Origin of the sequence: Treponema bryantii (assembly GCF_900113965.1) — a bacterium.
Classification (GTDB): Bacteria; Spirochaetota; Spirochaetia; order Treponematales; family Treponemataceae; genus Treponema_D; species Treponema_D bryantii_A.
Genome location: NZ_FORI01000003.1, coordinates 305,592 through 322,299 on the forward strand (window position 1 = coordinate 305,592; position 16,708 = coordinate 322,299).

The following is a 16,708-nucleotide window of genomic DNA, read 5'->3' on the forward strand; positions in this document are numbered from 1 at the left end:
TCGCAATGACGGAAGTTTAAGTTGCAATGACGTATCAGGATTAAACTAAGGAGTAATATTATGAGTGAAAAGATAAAGGTTGGTGTACTTGGTGCTACAGGTATGGTAGGCCAGAGATATATAAAGTTGTTGGAAAATCATCCATGGTTTGAAGTTACTTACGTTGCTGCTTCTCCACGTTCTGCTGGTAAACCATATTCAGAAGCTGTAAAAAACCGCTGGCTCATTGGTGCAGATATTCCGGCTAACGTTGCACCTCTCATCGTAGAAGATGCTAACGACGAAAAGAAGGCTGTTGGAAAATGTCAGTTTGTATTCTCTGCCCTCGAAATGGGAAAAGATGAAATTAAGGCTCTTGAAGCTGCTTATGCTGCTGAAGGAATCCCGGTAGTTTCTAACGCATCTGCTAACCGCTGGACAGAAGATGTTCCAATGCTCGTTCCAGAAATCAACTACTCTCACCTCGACGTAATTGCTGAACAGAAAAAGCATCACGGCTGGGACAAGGGCTTTATCGCTGTAAAGCCTAACTGTTCTCTTCAGACATACATGATGCCAATCCACGCTCTTATTCAGGCTGGATACCCAATCAAGAGAATGATCGTAACAACTCTTCAGGCTACTTCTGGTGCAGGATACCCTGGTGTATCTTCATTCGATATGATTGATAACATCGTTCCATTTATCGGTGGCGAGGAAGAAAAGACAGAAAAAGAATGTCTTAAGATTCTCGGAACTGTAAAGGACGGAAAGATTGAAAACGCTGCAGGTCCTCTTGTTTCTTCTACTTGTACACGTGTACCTGTTGTAGACGGACACACAGCTTGTGTTTCTCTTGAGTTTGATCTTCCAGAAGACAAAAAGCCTAGCCTCGAAGAAATCGAAAAGATCTGGACTTCATATACATCAGTTCCACAGGAACTCAAGCTTCCTAGCGCTCCAGAGCATCCAATCGTTGTTCGCCACGAAGAAAACCGCCCACAGCCACGCCGCGACCGCGAGACTGAAAAGGGAATGGCTTGCGTTATCGGACGTCTTCGCCCATGTAACGTATTCGACATCAAGTTTGTAGCATTGAGCCACAACACAAAGCGCGGTGCTGCTCTTGGTGGTATCTTGAATGCCGAGCTGCTTAAAGCAAAAGGTTTCTTTAATTAGTTTCTACAACTGATTTACAAACTGGTGGGTTCGAAAAATCCACCAGTTTTTTTATACTTGTAATCTATAATCCGAGAGTATATAATAGTAGAAATGGGAAGAATAATATCAGCATTACAAAATATCAGGCTAAATATATTTTCTCCAAAAGTATCTCTTGAAAAAAGAATTACCTATGCAATGGTATTCTGTTCAATGGTTGGAGAAATTATTGGCTTTATTGAATCTTATCTGCTTGGCTTGCCATTAATTGCTGTATTACTTCCATTATTTTCAGCCATTTTCTTATTCTTCCTCTCTCTTTGGGGATTAAAAACTAAAAAATCAAGATTATTTGCAACAATTTCAATTTCTACTTCTGCATTAATCTTTTTCCCTTTAATGTTCTTTGCAAACTCAGGTCTGCACGGCGGTATGCCTTACTATTTCCTTGTGGCAGTAGTTTGTACAGCGCTCGCACTTAGAGGAAGAACCCGCATAATCATTTTTATTCTGATTCTTATTGAATATTCAGCACTTTTTGCATTATATCATTTTTACCCTCAGGGCTTTATTGGAATGTCTCATGAAGATGCCTTTGTTGACCAGCTTTGCAGTATGCTTATTGCAAGCATTGTACTATTTGGGTTTTCATTTATTGTTTCAAAGCAGAACTATCATGACAGACATAAGATAGAACAGCTTTCTCTGCTCTACGAACGCCAGGCAAATACAGATGAACTAACCGGCCTTTACAACCGCCGCTATTTTAATAACTTCCTCAAGCTTGCAATTCTTACTCTTGGTGATACCGGAAAGCTCCATATTGCAATGTTTGATATTGATGATTTCAAATATGTAAATGATAAGTACGGCCACCCTTTTGGAGATACAGTTCTTAAGCAGTTTGCAGAAATCCTTGAAGAAACAAAAACTGCCGGAATTACAGCCTGCCGTTACGGTGGTGAGGAATTCCTTCTTCTTATTCCAAAGACAAATCAGGAAGATGCGCTTGAACTTGTAAAAGAAGTTCTTGTAAGAACCCGTGAAAAGATTAAGCTGGATGATACAAAATTTGTTACTGTCAGTGCCGGCTTTATGACCTGTTCAGAAGACATGACTTACGATGTTCTTTTGCAGGAAGTTGATAAAAAGCTTTACATCGCAAAGAGTTCTGGAAAGAACTGCGTTATTTCTTAATTTATTTTTTCGCAATAATTACCATTGTTCTCGCGTGTTCGTCGTATGGAGACTTATCGTAATCGCCGAAAACTTCTGCTTTTGCAAATCCAAAATCTAATAATTTATCTCGAAGGAAGGTGGCCGGATATAAACGCTGGACAAAAGTGTGATCAACTATGGATTGCTTCGTCGCATTCGCTCCTCGCAATGACGAGTCACCTAAAGGATACAAAGTCCACTGTGAACGAAGGCCTTCCCACGCGCCAACAACTTCAAAATGAGTTACAACCTTATACCCTGCCCGCTCAAAGTCTTCGCCCGGAGTCCAGTACATAACGGCAGTCTCGCGGCTGATGCATTCCATAATGAAAGTTCCACCGGGCTTTACTGATTCTGCGATGTTCTTTAGAATCTGCATATCTTCTTCGATTGTGGCACAGTAGCCAAACGAAGTGTACAGATTTACTGCACAGTCAAACTGATTTGGAGCGTGGAAGGTACGAAGGTCGTGATTTATAAGAGTGAGCGGAACTCCTTCTGCCTCTGCTGATTCGCGGGCTGCGTCGAGTTCGCTCTTAATTATGTCTACGCCGGTTACGTCGAGGTCGAGGGCGGCAAGCTCAACGGAAATACGGCCGAGCCCGCAGCCTGCGTCGAGGACTTTTGAACCATGTCCAAGTGAAGCAAGGTCTTTTACATATTCAGCAACGGTTGGGGCTTCAGCCCAGCGCGCGTCGTCGAACATAATAGGTGCAAATTGCGTCCAGAAATTTTCTGATTCAAACCAGTCCATAAATCCTCCGTGTTCTGCGGTAGTTTCGACAAGCTCAACCACCGTATTCACCGTATTATTTAAGCGTTACATAGGTCTTGCCGGCGCCGCCGTCTTCGGCTGGGGCCTTTGAGAACTCTGCAACTACCGGGCAGTGAGAAAGATAATCTGAAACTGCCTGCATCAAAACTCCATCGCCCTTTCCGTGAATTACACTAAAGTGCGGGAAGTTATGAAGTACACAAAGATCAACCTGACGTTCCAGAGCGCGAACTGCATCGTCGGCACGCATACCAAGAAGGCGAAGCTCAAATACCGGGCGCTCGTAGATTCCGTTTGAAGCGTCATCTGCAAGCTCAATTGAAATATCCGGCTTATAGGCATTAGCAGAAGAATCTGCACTACCCTCGCTCTGAACAAGCTTTAAGTCCTTTTCTTTTAATGCCATCTTGATGCTTCCAAACTGCACCTGCCATACACCTTTTTTAGTCTGTTCAACAAGAACTCCTTGAGTTCCAGAACTTGTACGTACTGTTGCACCAGGAGCGAAAGACAAAGGTACAAGCTGAGCGGCAGCTTTTTTTACGCCAGCAGCCTTGCTATTATCAGAAGTCTCAACTACATTTGAAGTTGCATATTTGAGGGCTTCTGCGTTACTCATCTTTTTCTTTGTTTTTTTATTGCTTGCAGTTGCGTGCTTTTTAGCGGCAGCTTGCTCTGCTTCAAACTTCTTTTCGTCGCGGGCGAGTTTTTCTTCCTCGGCTTCAATCTTACGGTCGAGGCGCATTGTATCTTCTGTGAGCTCAGCAATGTACTGCTTAACGCTCAGAGTTTTCTCGCGGGTAATTTCGCCTTCCTTGAGCGTGCGTACCAGATTTTCAAGCTGGCAGCGGCTGTGAATAAGGAAGTCGTTGAGTTCCTGCTGCTTACCCTTTTTGAGATTTGATTCAAGGCGGCGGAGTTCCAGCTCGCGGGCCTTAAGGCGATCAGTTTTATCCTGCGCTTCGGCAGCAAGGCGTTCTGCTTCTTTCTGAACTTTGTTGAGTTCTACGTGCTTGCGGTTAAGTCCGCGGATAAGAGCAGAAACATCGGCCTGTTCGGTTGCAATGTAGGTTCTGGCTGCCTTGCAGATTTCTGTTGGAAGGCCGCTCTTCTGCGCAATATCGAGCGCGTGGCTTTCGCCAGGAACTCCCATGAGCAGATGATAAGACGGCGACAAGGTGTCCTGATTAAACTCTACAGACGCATTAATACAACACGGATTTGTGTAGCCGTAATTTTTCAAAATGCCCTGATGGGTTGTTACGAGCACAAAAGATTTGCGTTTAATAAGCTCATCGAGAACAGCCATTGAGATGGCGGTTCCTTCCTGAGGATCGGTTCCACTGCCAAGTTCATCCAGAAGGATGAGGGTGTCGCTCTTTGCCGAGTTTACAGCCTGAGCGATGTTTTTCATATGACTGCTGAATGTAGAAAGGCTCTGATCGAGGGACTGGTCGTCTCCGATGTCGGCAAAGACGTTTGAGAACACGGGCAGGCGGGTCCCCTCCGCCGCGGGGATCGGGAAGCCGGACTGATTCAACATAGAAAGGAGCGCGAAAGTTTTGAGAGAGACGGTTTTTCCTCCGGTGTTCGGACCGGTGATGATGAGCACGCGCTTGCCTTCCATAAAGCGGATGTCGATAGGAACGGCCTTTTCTCCAAGCAGCGGATGACGTGCCTTAAGTAAGAGAGGAGGTTCGTTTCCAGCCGGCAGTGCATAAGTACATTCGCGGGACTGTCCCCAGCGGGCAGCTGCCTGTGTATCATCAAACAAAGTCATAACAGGAAGAGCCTGTTTAATAGCTGGAATTGAAGGCTGAAGGCTTTCGGTAAGCTCAAGCAAAATCTTTTTGATAACTGCCTGAAGTTCGAACTCCTTTTGAATCAGTTCGTTACTGCAAAGTACGGCTTCTTCCGGTTCAACATAAACGGTCTGAGCTGTCTGGCTTACCTCGTGTACAATACCAGGGATTCTGTTCTGAAGGCTTGCTTTTACGGCCAGTACCTGGCGGCCATTTCGTAAAACCGGAACGTTACTCTGAAGCACATCACTAAGCTTCTGGTCAGAAGTAAAGCCTTGCATAACGGTTCTGATTTTTGCATTGAGGCTTGCAATCTGTTTTCTGATTGCTATGATTTCCGGAAGTTCTCTGAGCTCTCCATCCGGTGTAATAATACGGAAAATCTTTTTTTCCATATCTGTAATATCCGGGAGCTTGGCAACCTGTTCTTCAAGAAGCTTCAAAGACAATTCCTGAGCATGCAGCCCGATTGCCTTACGAATGCTGTTTACACTTGTTACAAACTGGCCAAGGTAATGCACCTGTTCAAGTGTAAGAGAAGCACCACGAGCTTTAATTACACTAAGAAGAGGATGTACCGGTTCCCAGCCGCTTATAGGATTTGCCCTGCCCGCAGAAAAGTATACACTCCACTCGCGGCTCAGATTTTTTAGGTTTTCAATTTCTTCTGATTTTCGAAGAGGCTCACGCTGCAAGAGTTTTTCACGGCCTTCTGTCGAAACACAATATCCCGCTATTTCGTCGCGGAGACGATAATAATCAATTTCGTTTAGAGTTTTAGTATTCATAGTTCTTTTATTATTATGGTTCCGATACGGGCTTCGCCCTACTCAACCACCGGTGGTTGAGTGCCGCGAAGCGGTGTATCGAAACCACTTTTAATCTAACCAGGAGCCGGTGCGGATTTCTTCGCTGATTCTCTGCCAGCTGTCGTAGCGTTCCGGGCTTATAGCTCCGTCTTCAACAGCTTTACGCACTGCGCATTCTGGTTCGGTTATGTGCCGGCAGTTCATTCCAAATTTACACTTACCGACAAATGGTTCAAATTCTCTGAAGTACATCGCAAGGTCATCGGCTTCAATATCATCAAGAACAAAACGACGGATACCCGGTGTATCTATGATATTTGCCTTACGGCCCTGTATTCCTTCAGTCAATGTCTCATTCAAAGTCAGGTGAATCAGCGTACCCTTTGTTGTGGTATGGCTTCCCCGACCATATTTTTTAGAAAGGCTTCCTGTTCTGAGAACGCAGGTATTGTCCATAACATTAATAAGACTGGACTTACCTACACCAGACTGGCCAACAAAAGCCGAAAGTTTATCTTCCAGCAGCTCTGCAAACTCCTGCATACCCTCTCCAGTTTTTGCAGAAATACGCAGTACCTTGTAGCCTAAATCTTCCCAGATTGTAAGTCTTTTATCAATTTCATCAAACTCTTCTTCACGGCCGTCTGTCTGCATTTCCAGAGCGAGGTCCCATTTATTGCAGACGATTACCGGTGTAATTCCCTGATGTTCTGCCTGAGCAAGCGCACGGTCCATAAAGCGAGGACGGAACGGCGGCTCATCCGGAGTACAAACTAAAATCAGATAATCAAGATTACTGGCAAGAAGCTGAGGACAACGGCCCTTAACGTTCCAGCGAAGAAAAGTATTTTTTCTCTGTTCAAGAGAGGTAATTTGACCTTTTACATCGTTTAATGGATCTGGTTCAAGGCCAACTACATCGCCCGGTGCAATCGGATTGTAGTATTCCTTTTCTGTCTTGATAACCTTGCCTTTAATTGTACAGCTGCGGGTAACTTCATCTTCACATTCAACTGTAAAAAGATTATTTGTTCCGGCAATAACAGTTCCCTTCAAATTACACTCCTGATTCAATCTCGTTGAACAATGCCTCGTACAAAGTGGCTTTATCACTGTTCGTATCACGGATAGTTTCTGCCATTCTCTGTGCAAGTTTTAAAAGCACACGGTAGCCCAAAAGTGGTTCCTTATCACAAACATCAAGAAACTTAGTACTTGAAAGCGCAATACAGCGGCAATCGGTCAAAGCTTTTACTGTTGCAGTTCTAGGATCATCACTAATGAGGGCTGTTTCACCAAAGAAGATATTATCTTCACTTGAAAGATCTGCAAGTGCAATTTTATCTCCGGCAGGTGTTTTTCTATAAACCTGAACTTTTCCTTTATAGAGGATGTAGAACATATCTCCGAATTTACCTTCTTCAATAATTACATCACCCTTAAGATAGTTTTCAACTACCATATTATCATAAACGGCACGCAAAATTCTGCAGTCATTTTCATCATCAATACAAAAATCAGAAAACAACTGAATCTGTAAAAGCTTAGGCAGAACTTCTTCAAACTTATCCATACTCTCCTCCTAACCTCGTACCAGAATTGCTTTTGTATTTTTCTGAATCACAAAACCAGGCTCTGGGGTAAGAACCGGCTCGTTACTCTTAAGAGTCTTAACTTTTTTCAGATTATCTACAATGCTCTTAATATCAGGATTTTTCTGTGCTTCACGAAGGGCGTCTTTTCTTCTCTGATGGAAATTACCCGTATTCAAAAGAAGCCCTACAAGCACTCCACCCTTATTACCGTTCTGCTCAAGATGAGTTTCATACTCGCCGTAAGTTTTTCCAATAAATGATGAAGGAATATCTTCAATGATAATTCCTGTATCTGCATCATCACTTATAAGGGCACGAATAACATTGCTGTAACCCATACCGCTTGAAGCAGTTGCAAGAAGGCTGTGCTCATAATCCTGAGTAAGGATGATTTCATCACAATGCGCCATCTCAAGATGCTTCTGAAACTTTGCATCAATCAGCTCGGCTGCAACATAGATTCCAGGATTCAGATTTTCCATTGTAAGAACAGCGAGTACTGTACGGCTGTCTATTTCAAGGTCCGAATATTTTTTTGAACGGTCGCAGATTACAAGGGCACGTTCGGCTGTATCAATCAAAGCTCTTTTAAGCACGGCTTCATCTGCAAAATCGCCTGAAACATAATTGAGTTCCTTAAAGCGTGGCTGTGAACGAATCTGTTCAATCTGCTCTGCAGCATCATTTATCAAAACAACCATATCTGGTGTGATATCCGGGTTAGTAGTAAGAACGGTATCCAGAATCTTTTCGAATCCAGGTCTCCATCCGCAAAGTAAAAAATGTCCTTTCAGATTCTTCAATTTCTTAAGCCCCTTATTTTTCTTCATCTGCAGATCCATGAAATAGGACGCAAGCTTACCGGTAACGGCACTGAACAACAACATACCAAGCACAAGCAGCACAAGAGCTGACATACGGCCCGGAACAGATTTTACACAATAATCAAAATAGGCTGCAAAAACAGCAACCAGAGTAAACCAAACAGAGTCAAACATTGTCTGGATTCCGCTTTCTGTTTTAGTTTCAGAAAAGAAAACAATAACGGTTGCCACTGCAAGGATTATAAAGATGAGAAACCAGATATATGTTAGAGGATTTTTGAGTGTATATTTGAGCGCTCGCTTAAAACGCTTAAAACTCCCCTGCTTTTTTTTACTCATTCTTCTATTATAGCAGAAAAAACAGGGGAAGTCAGTATCAGTAACACCCGCCGGTTATTATTTGAAGCAAACATCTACTTCAAATGGTCCGTATGGTGTAACAAACGGAATTGCAATTACAGGATAATTCTTTGGCCATGCAATCATATGATTGTGTCCCATGACACAGAAAGGTGGCGAAATATCAAGATGATAGTCACTAAGCGTTGTAACTGCGTGTCCAGAAATGATATTTGTAAATTCGCTTACCAGTCCAATTGCCATATCTTCAAAATCTTCTGGTTTACATTCAAGGCCAGAAAGCTCCAGCATTTTATGTGCAAGAATTTTATGAAGACGGAAGGCTACTATACCTTTTATTTGTCCGGTAACTCCCAATAAACCCGAAACTTCCCACGGATGTCCTGCATGAATGTCAAGCAGATGAGGTTCTTTATTTACAGGACCAATATTGAACATGTCCTGAAAAGTGTTGATTCCCTCTGTGAGAAAAGCATTAATGATTTTTGCGTCCATTCCCATAGTGTCTATAATGATAAACCACAAAATCTGATTTGTAAATTGAAAAAATGCCCCTAATTATTTATCGCTTTGATAATATCATCCACATTGTGAATTATTGCCCGGGCAATTTCCGGTTTATTCATTGTATAAATGTGAATTCCACGAACTCCATTCGAAATCAAATCTATTATCTGATCAGTTGCATAGGCAATTCCCGCCTGCATCATTGCTTCCGGAGAGTCCCGGAAACGGTCACAGATGGCAAGCAGCTTTCGTGGAATATAAGCGTTAGACAAATCAATCATGCGGCTTACCTGATTCGCATTTGTAATCGGCATGATTCCCGCTAAAACCGGAACGTGGATTCCAGCAGACTGAAGACGGTACAAAAATGAATAAAGCATGTCGTTATCAAAGAACATCTGAGTTGTCAGAAAATCAACACCGGCCTCTACCTTGTACTTAAGCTGTTCAATATCTGCCTCGTGACTGCGGCTTTCCGGATGTCCCTCGGGATAACAGGCGCCCCCCACACACATTCCTTCCTGCTTAAGAAGCTTTACCAGGTCCGAAGCATGTGTGTAACCTGAAGGAAAAATGTTTTCTCCAGTTACCGCATCCTTAGGAAAGTCTCCTCGAAGAGCCAGAACATTTTTGATATTTCTGGTCTTGAGATCATCAATGGTATTTTTTAAGGCATCGGTCGTAGAACGCACACAGGTAAGATGCGCCAGTGCTGCTGTTCCATTCTCTTCAATTGCTTCTGCAATTTCGGCAGTGTAGCCTTTGGTGGTTCCGCCCGCTCCAAAGGTCACACTGATAAAATCCGGCTTAAGCTCGGTAAGAGATACTGCAGTTTTTTTGATTGATTCAAGCGCCTCTTTCTTTTTAGGCGGGAATACTTCAAAAGAAAGAGTTACCTTTTTGCTGTTCAGAATATCAGCTATTCTCATACGTTAGCCCTAAGCTCCTTTGCAGCAGCAACAAGATTTTTGAGGCTCGCAATGGTCTCTTCATTGCCACGGGTTTTAAGACCACAGTCAGGATTTACCCAGAGCTTTTCCTTCTGAACTTTGTCGAGCATTTTCTTGAGTGCATCAGTTATTTCTTCAACTGAAGGCACACGTGCCGAGTGAATATCGTAAACACCTGGACCTACCTCTGTTCTGAAGTTTGCTTCCTTAAGAGCATCGAGAATCTTGAGGTCTGCGCGGCTTGCTTCAAAGGTAATTACATCTGCATCCATTGCGTCTATATCGCGGATGATGTCGTTGAACTCGCTGTAACACATGTGAGTGTGAATCTGTGTCTGTGGCAGAACCTTTGAGTGTACAAGACGGAATGCAGGAATTGCCCAGTCCAGATATTCTGTGTGCCAGTCGCTGCGTCGAAGAGGAAGTTTTTCACGGAGAGCGGCTTCATCAATCTGGATGATTTTAATTCCGTTCTTTTCGAGGTCTAATACTTCCTCGCGGATAGCAAGGGCAATCTGCTGTGTCTGTTCTTTAAGGCTGATATCTTCGCGAGGGAAAGACCAGTTCAAAATTGTTACAGGGCCGGTAAGCATTCCCTTCATGATTTTCTTTGTCTGACTCTGAGCAAATACAGACCACTCAACTGTCATCGGGTTATTGCGGCTGACATCTCCCCAAACTACAGGTGGTTTTACACAGCGGGTTCCGTAGCTCTGTACCCATGCGTTCTGAGTAAACAGATAGCCGTTGAGCTGACTTCCAAAATATTCAACCATGTCGTTTCGCTCAAACTCTCCGTGAACCAGAACATCAAGGCCAAGTTCTTCCTGAAGCTTTATACACTCAGCGATTTTTTTCTGATTAAACTCTACATACTGCTCGCGGCTGATTGTTCCTTTTTTGTAAGCAGCACGATTTGCACGAACCTCACTTGTCTGAGGGAAGCTTCCGATTGTTGTTGTCGGGAAGAGAGGAAGCTTGAAAGTTTTATGCTGAATTTTTTCGCGTTCTGCAAAATCAGGCTTACGTACAAAATCTGATTCACTGATTTCTGCGAGTGCTTTCTGTACAGCTGCATCTTTTGCAACACGTTCAGATGCGAAAAGTTTTTTGTTTGCTTCGAGGGCTTTTTCGTCTCCAGATGCAATTTCTTTAAGTTCAACAATTTTTTCTTCGGCATAAGCAAAGTGTGCAAGAATATCAGAAGAAAGCTTTTCTTCAGAAGTAGTTGTGTAAGGTACGTGCAGAAGTGAGCAGGAAGTTCCGATAACAATATTCTGTTCCTCTACCTTGACTGCAAGCTTTACAAGCAGTTCGTTCTTTTTCTGATAATCAGCACGCCAGATATTTTTTCCGTTTACGATACCTGCAATTAAAAAAGTGTCTTTTGGGAATCCTGATTCAACAAGCTCAAGTGTCTTCTTGCCTTCTACAAAGTCCAGTCCAATTGCATCAAAGCCAAGCTCACAAACCTCGTTGTACACATCGCGAATATCACCAAAGTAAGTCTGCAAAATGATTTTTATATTTGCTTCTTTGTGAAGCTTTGAAATCAGGTCTTTATAAATTGAAGCAAACAAAGCTTTTTCTTCTGCACTTACATCAAAAACAAGAGCAGGTTCTGCAATAGAAATCCATTCGGCACCAGCGGTACTAAGAGACATTGCAAGCTGAACATAAGCATTCACAAGCTCTGTCGCAAAATCACCAGCCTTCTTCTGACCTGTATAAGTTGCAAGATGAAGGAAAGTATAAGCACCAATTACTGTTGGAACTGTTTTAATTCCAAGAGTTTTTGCTTCATTGAATTCTGTAACGGCTTTATTCTGATCTGCAACGGAAAGCTTAATGTTATCAGAGAGTTCTGGAACAATATAATGATAATTTGTATTAAACCACTTTTTCATTGGGAGCGCTTTTACGTCACCTGCACTACCCTGATATCCGTGAGCAGCGGCAAAATAAGTTTCAAGAGGACTAAGACCAAGTGCCTTATAACGAGCAGGAACAGCACCAAGAAGAAAAGCTGTATCGAGAACATTATCATAAAAAGAAAAATCATTTGAAGGAATAAAAGTGATTCCGGCATCCGACTGCTTTTTCCAGCCGTAAGCACGAAGCTCTGCTGCAGTTTTTTCAAGCTCAGCTGCAGAGATTTCTGCCTTAAAATATTTTTCACTAGCAAATTTTAATTCACGATTTTTTCCGATTCTTGGGAATCCGATTACAGAAGTTCTTGTTGCCATACTATTTACCTACCTTTTTAGTATATTGATTAAGGCAAGTATATAGATTTTTATTACCCTAGAAAAATACTATTTTCAAACAGTTTGCAATAGTTTTTATCTATGGCTATTTTTTTTCATTTTTGTTATCATAAAAGCATGACCTTACAGCAATTAAAATATGCCGTTGCAGTTGCAGACACTCACAACATAACAGAAGCCTCTCGCCGCGTTTTTGTTTCTCAGCCAAGTCTCACCGCCGCAATCCGCGAGCTCGAAGCCGAAATGGGAATCACAATTTTCTCCCGCTCAAATAAAGGCGTTTCCGTAACTAATGAAGGCGACGAGTTTTTGTCTTACGCACGTCAGGTTCTTGAACAGGCAACGCTGCTGGAAGACCGTTTTAAGTCTGATGGGGCCGCTTCGGGAAATACAATTTTTTCTGTAAGCTGTCAGCATTATTCTTTTGCCGTAAATGCCTTTGTAGATGTAATCAGGATGTTCGGTGGAAACGAATATAATTTTACTCTTCGAGAAACACAGACCCATGAAATTATTGAAGATGTAGCGCATCTTAAAAGTGAAATCGGAGTTCTATATCTTTCGAACCGGAATGAAAATGTAATCACAAAATTGATTAAGAAAAACAATCTTACATTTGAACCCTTGTTTACTGCACCGCTTCATATTTTCATTTCAAAAAAAAATTTGCTTGCAAAAAAGAAAAAAATAAAACTTTCAGATCTAGCAACTTTTCCATACCTTACTTATGAGCAGGGAGACTTTAATTCCTTTTATTATGCCGAAGAGCCTCTCACTGAAATTGATTTTGAATGTTCTAAAAGCATTCAGGTTCGTGACCGCGCAACTTTGTTCAATCTGTTAATTGGGCTGGACGGATTTACAATCTGCTCAGGAATAATAAGCCATGAACTGAACGGCCCAGAAATTATCTCCCGCCCGCTAGACTGTAAGGAACACATGACTGTAGGCTATATCACCAGAAAAGCAATGAATCTTTCGCGTTATGCAACGGCTTACATTGAAGCACTAAAAAAACATTCGAATACTTGAACGATCAAAACTTCAGCAAAAAATAAATTTTTCTATTCCGTAGTCTCATGTTATAATTAGTATATTAGTATACAAAAAGTTTACGGAGAGAAGACAAATGATGACTATCACAAACGTTACGTTAGACGCCTATAACATACTTATAGGACTTATTCTATTTGTATCCATCTATACCCGGCACATTGTAAATGACAACGTAAAAAGATGGTTTAAAGTCATGGTAATGATCAATATCCTGATGGCCGCAATGGATATTTGTACCATGGTATTCGAAGGAACAGCCCACCCTATTTACTCAATTCTCCTGCCAGCTTCAATGTTCCTGTTCTATATTTTTTCATATTTTGTTCTGATAGCCGCTGGCATTGAAATCATGTTTTTTATTAAACAGGAGAAATTCAAAAAAGGCTTTCTGAACGTAATAAAAGTTGCAACGGTAATTTACTTTATTCTTTTACTGCTCACACCGTTTACAAATTTTTTATATGAGATTGATGAGAACAATGTTTATTCCCGCGGAAAGTATTTTTTCATTGCGTTGGTTATTCAGGTAATTCTCTATCTGAATCTTATTATCTATATTCTTGCAAACAGAAAATCTATTTCACGAGCTAAGGTTGGAGTTATTCTGATGTTCGTGCTGTTCCCTCAGATAATGCAGGTTATTCAGCTCCTGTTTTACGGCATCTCTCTTATCAACACTGGCTTTACAGTTGCCTTCCTTACAATGTTCATTCAGTCGAACCGAGACCTTGAAAAGAGCCTTAACTATATTGAAGACGAACTGGACATTAAAGAAAGCGAACTCAACGAAAAGGTTTCTGAAATTGAAAGTTCAAAGCTGCAGTTTATTAAGATGCAGAATCACACAATTGAAAGCCTTTCCAACCTTGTTGAAAACCGCGACGAAGATACGGGTGAACACGTACGCCGTACCAGAGCCTATGTTGAGTTGCTCGCAGTTCAGATGATGAAGAACGGCCACTACCCCGATGTACTCACTCCCCGTTTTATCAGATTTTTGAAGCGTGCGGCACCTATGCATGATATTGGAAAAATTGTTGTTCCTGATGAAATCCTAAAGAAGCCTGGCCGACTTACAAAGCCGGAGTTTGAACAGATTAAGCGCCATGCAGCTGAAGGCGGAAGAATTGTTCATGAGATTCTGGATGGATATGAAGACCCTGAGTACATTCAGATTACCGCAGACATTGCAACTCATCATCATGAAAAATGGGATGGCACCGGTTACCCTGAAGAACTGAAGGGAGAAGAGATTCCTCTGTGCGCCCGCATCATGGCAATTGCAGATGTTTTTGATGCGCTGGTTTCTCCACGAATTTATAAGTCACCTATGAGTTATGACGAAGCCTTTCAGATTATAGAAAGCGGAAGCGGCACTCATTTCGATCCGATTGTCGTGAAAGAATTTCTCGAAATCAGAGAAAAGAATGCCGCCGTCAATGAGAGCTTTAAGGTTATTCCTTAATCAAGTACGACTAGTTGTTTAATTATTTTACAGCTGCAAATCCTCTTTCAAGGTCTGCGATAATATCATCGATATGTTCAGTACCAATTGAAAGGCGGATTGTGCTCTGGCTGATTCCCTGGTCTGCAAGCTCTGCATCGTTGAGCTGTGAGTGAGTTGTAGAAGCAGGATGAATAACCAATGACTTAACATCTGCAACGTTTGCAAGCAGACTGAAAATCTGAAGATTATCAATGAAAGCCCAGGCTTCTTCACGTCCACCCTTAATCTCAAAAGTAAAGATTGATCCACCACCATTAGGGAAATACTTTGTATAAAGTGCATGGTCTGGATGGTCTGGAAGTGAAGGATGATTTACCTTTGCTACCTTTGGATGCTTGCTCAAGAACTCAACAACTTTCTTTGTATTTTCTGCATGGCGGTCAAGACGGAGGCTTAATGTCTCAACTCCCTGAAGAAGAAGAAATGCGTTGAATGGGCTGATTGTAGCACCAGTGTCGCGAAGAAGAATTGCTCGGATATAAGTAACAAAGGCAGCAGGTCCAACAGCGTCGTAGAAAGAAACTCCATGGTAGCTTGGATTAGGAGCTGCAATCTGTGGATAGTTTCCGCTAGCCTTCCAGTTGAACTTTCCGCTTTCAACGATAATACCACCAAGTGTTGTTCCGTGACCACCGATAAACTTTGTAGCAGAGTGAACTACGATATCTGCACCGTGCTCAAACGGACGGATAAGATATGGAGTTCCGAATGTGTTATCAACTACAACAGGAAGTCCGTGTTTGTGAGCAATTTCTGCAATTGCATCAAGATCAGGAATATCTGAGTTTGGATTTCCAAGAGTTTCAAGATAAATTGCACGTGTGTTCTCTTTGATTGCACCTTCAACTTCCTTAAGATCATGAGCATTTACAAATGTTGTATTAATTCCGTACTGTGGAAGTGTGTGTGCCAGAAGGTTATAGCTTCCACCGTAAATTGTTTTCTGAGCAACAATGTGTCCGCCGTTAGCGGCAAGTGCTTCGATTGTATAGCTGATTGCTGCGGCACCAGAAGCAAGTGCAAGAGCAGCAGAACCGCCCTCAAGAGCTGCGATACGTTTTTCAAGAACGTCCTGTGTTGAGTTTGTAAGACGTCCGTAAATATTTCCTGCATCAGCAAGACCAAATCGGTCTGCAGCGTGCTTTGAATTATGGAATACGTAAGATGTTGTCTGATAAATTGGTACTGCGCGTGCATCTGTTGCAGGATCTGCACTTTCCTGTCCAACGTGTAACTGTAATGTTTCGAATTTATATTTTGACATATGAGTAAGGCCCTCCTGGGCCGGTGATAAATGGAAAAGCGTTAAAAAAATTGCGAAAGCAATTTTTAGCTTATCCTTATTGATTGTTAAGATTTAAATGCTGAATGACATTCAGTTTTAGAAACGACAACAGGCGCGCATGACTCCGTTTCTGAAATTTTCGCGAACAAGTTTTTCAAAGTAGATTTCCATTTCTGCGCCTCCTTTTATTTAATTCCTACTAACCTTGTAGGTTTATGTAGTAACTAAAATATATCATGCATTACCTACTACGTCAATAGGTTTTATTATTTTTTTTATAAAAAAATACCGGCCCTGTTTGAAGTGCACCCCTAAAGTTGGACAAATAAAGTTCACTTTAGGAGGTGCTTTTTTTATGTCCAAATACTCAGAAGAGTTCAAACTAAAGATTGTCTTAGACTATATTGAAGAACATATAAGTCCAGAACAACAAGAAAAAGCATATGGAGTAAGTTCAAGTCAAATTAGACAGTGGATTGCCCAGTACAAATTAAATGGAAAATTTACAAAACCAACCCGACATTTTAGCGGAGAATTTAAGCTAAAAGTGCTAAACTATCAACAAGAGCATAATCTTTCAAATTTACAGGTTGCATTGCTTTTCGGTATTACA

At 41.9% G+C, this 16,708-nt stretch carries 14 protein-coding genes; 5 read left to right on the forward strand and 9 right to left on the reverse strand.

Annotated elements, in window-relative coordinates; all coding sequences use genetic code 11:
• The first annotated feature begins 60 nt into the window (after positions 1–60).
• Positions 61–1,158, forward strand: a complete 1,098-nt coding sequence (gene asd, locus BM161_RS05995; RefSeq protein ID WP_074931094.1) for an aspartate-semialdehyde dehydrogenase — start codon at positions 61–63, stop codon at positions 1,156–1,158.
• Positions 1,159–1,251: 93 nt separating this feature from the next.
• Positions 1,252–2,337 carry a GGDEF domain-containing protein gene (locus BM161_RS06000; protein ID WP_074931095.1) on the forward strand — a complete coding sequence of 362 codons (1,086 nt, stop codon included), beginning with the start codon at positions 1,252–1,254 and terminating at the stop codon, positions 2,335–2,337.
• 1 nt (position 2,338) lies between these two features.
• Here the strand turns inward: BM161_RS06000 and BM161_RS06005 are convergent, their stop codons facing one another.
• From BM161_RS06005 to metE, 8 genes are all read right to left on the reverse strand, one after another.
• Positions 2,339–3,112, reverse strand: a complete 774-nt coding sequence (locus BM161_RS06005) for a class I SAM-dependent methyltransferase (protein WP_074931096.1) — start codon at positions 3,110–3,112, stop codon at positions 2,339–2,341.
• A 55-nt stretch (positions 3,113–3,167) separates the two neighbouring features.
• Positions 3,168–5,723, reverse strand: a complete 2,556-nt coding sequence (locus BM161_RS06010; protein ID WP_074931097.1) for an endonuclease MutS2 — start codon at positions 5,721–5,723, stop codon at positions 3,168–3,170.
• 90 nt (positions 5,724–5,813) lie between these two features.
• On the reverse strand, positions 5,814–6,800 hold the full coding sequence (rsgA, locus tag BM161_RS06015) for a ribosome small subunit-dependent GTPase A (protein WP_074931098.1): 987 nt from the start codon (positions 6,798–6,800) through the stop codon (positions 5,814–5,816).
• 1 nt (position 6,801) lies between these two features.
• Entirely contained in the window at positions 6,802–7,317 is a 516-nt protein-coding gene (locus BM161_RS06020) for a cyclic nucleotide-binding domain-containing protein (RefSeq protein ID WP_074931099.1), read from the reverse strand.
• 9 nt (positions 7,318–7,326) lie between these two features.
• Complete coding sequence (locus BM161_RS06025; RefSeq protein WP_074931100.1) at positions 7,327–8,502, reverse strand: TrkA-related ion transporter; 1,176 nt, start codon at positions 8,500–8,502, stop codon at positions 7,327–7,329.
• A gap of 57 nt (positions 8,503–8,559) precedes the next feature.
• Entirely contained in the window at positions 8,560–9,024 is a 465-nt protein-coding gene (locus BM161_RS06030; RefSeq protein ID WP_244882711.1) for a chemotaxis protein CheX, read from the reverse strand.
• A gap of 53 nt (positions 9,025–9,077) precedes the next feature.
• Positions 9,078–9,959 carry a methylenetetrahydrofolate reductase [NAD(P)H] gene (metF, locus tag BM161_RS06035; protein ID WP_074931101.1) on the reverse strand — a complete coding sequence of 294 codons (882 nt, stop codon included), beginning with the start codon at positions 9,957–9,959 and terminating at the stop codon, positions 9,078–9,080.
• A complete protein-coding gene (gene metE / locus BM161_RS06040; protein WP_074931102.1) occupies positions 9,956–12,226 on the reverse strand; it encodes a 5-methyltetrahydropteroyltriglutamate--homocysteine S-methyltransferase in 2,271 nt (756 codons plus the stop codon). The genes metF and metE overlap by 4 nt, the downstream gene beginning before the upstream one ends.
• A 138-nt stretch (positions 12,227–12,364) precedes the next feature.
• On the opposite strand from metE, the gene BM161_RS06045 reads away from it, so the two are divergent.
• Positions 12,365–13,279 carry a LysR family transcriptional regulator gene (locus BM161_RS06045; RefSeq protein WP_074931103.1) on the forward strand — a complete coding sequence of 305 codons (915 nt, stop codon included), beginning with the start codon at positions 12,365–12,367 and terminating at the stop codon, positions 13,277–13,279.
• 97 nt (positions 13,280–13,376) lie between these two features.
• Complete coding sequence (locus BM161_RS06050) at positions 13,377–14,768, forward strand: HD-GYP domain-containing protein (protein ID WP_083425692.1); 1,392 nt, start codon at positions 13,377–13,379, stop codon at positions 14,766–14,768.
• Positions 14,769–14,790: 22 nt separating this feature from the next.
• On the opposite strand, the gene BM161_RS06055 is transcribed toward BM161_RS06050, so the two are convergent.
• Complete coding sequence (locus BM161_RS06055; RefSeq protein WP_074931105.1) at positions 14,791–16,074, reverse strand: O-acetylhomoserine aminocarboxypropyltransferase/cysteine synthase family protein; 1,284 nt, start codon at positions 16,072–16,074, stop codon at positions 14,791–14,793.
• Positions 16,075–16,450: 376 nt separating this feature from the next.
• Between BM161_RS06055 and BM161_RS06060 the strand changes: the two genes are divergently transcribed.
• Positions 16,451–16,708, forward strand: a 258-nt coding sequence (locus BM161_RS06060; protein ID WP_143090502.1) for a transposase, incomplete at its 3' end; no start/stop codon positions are given.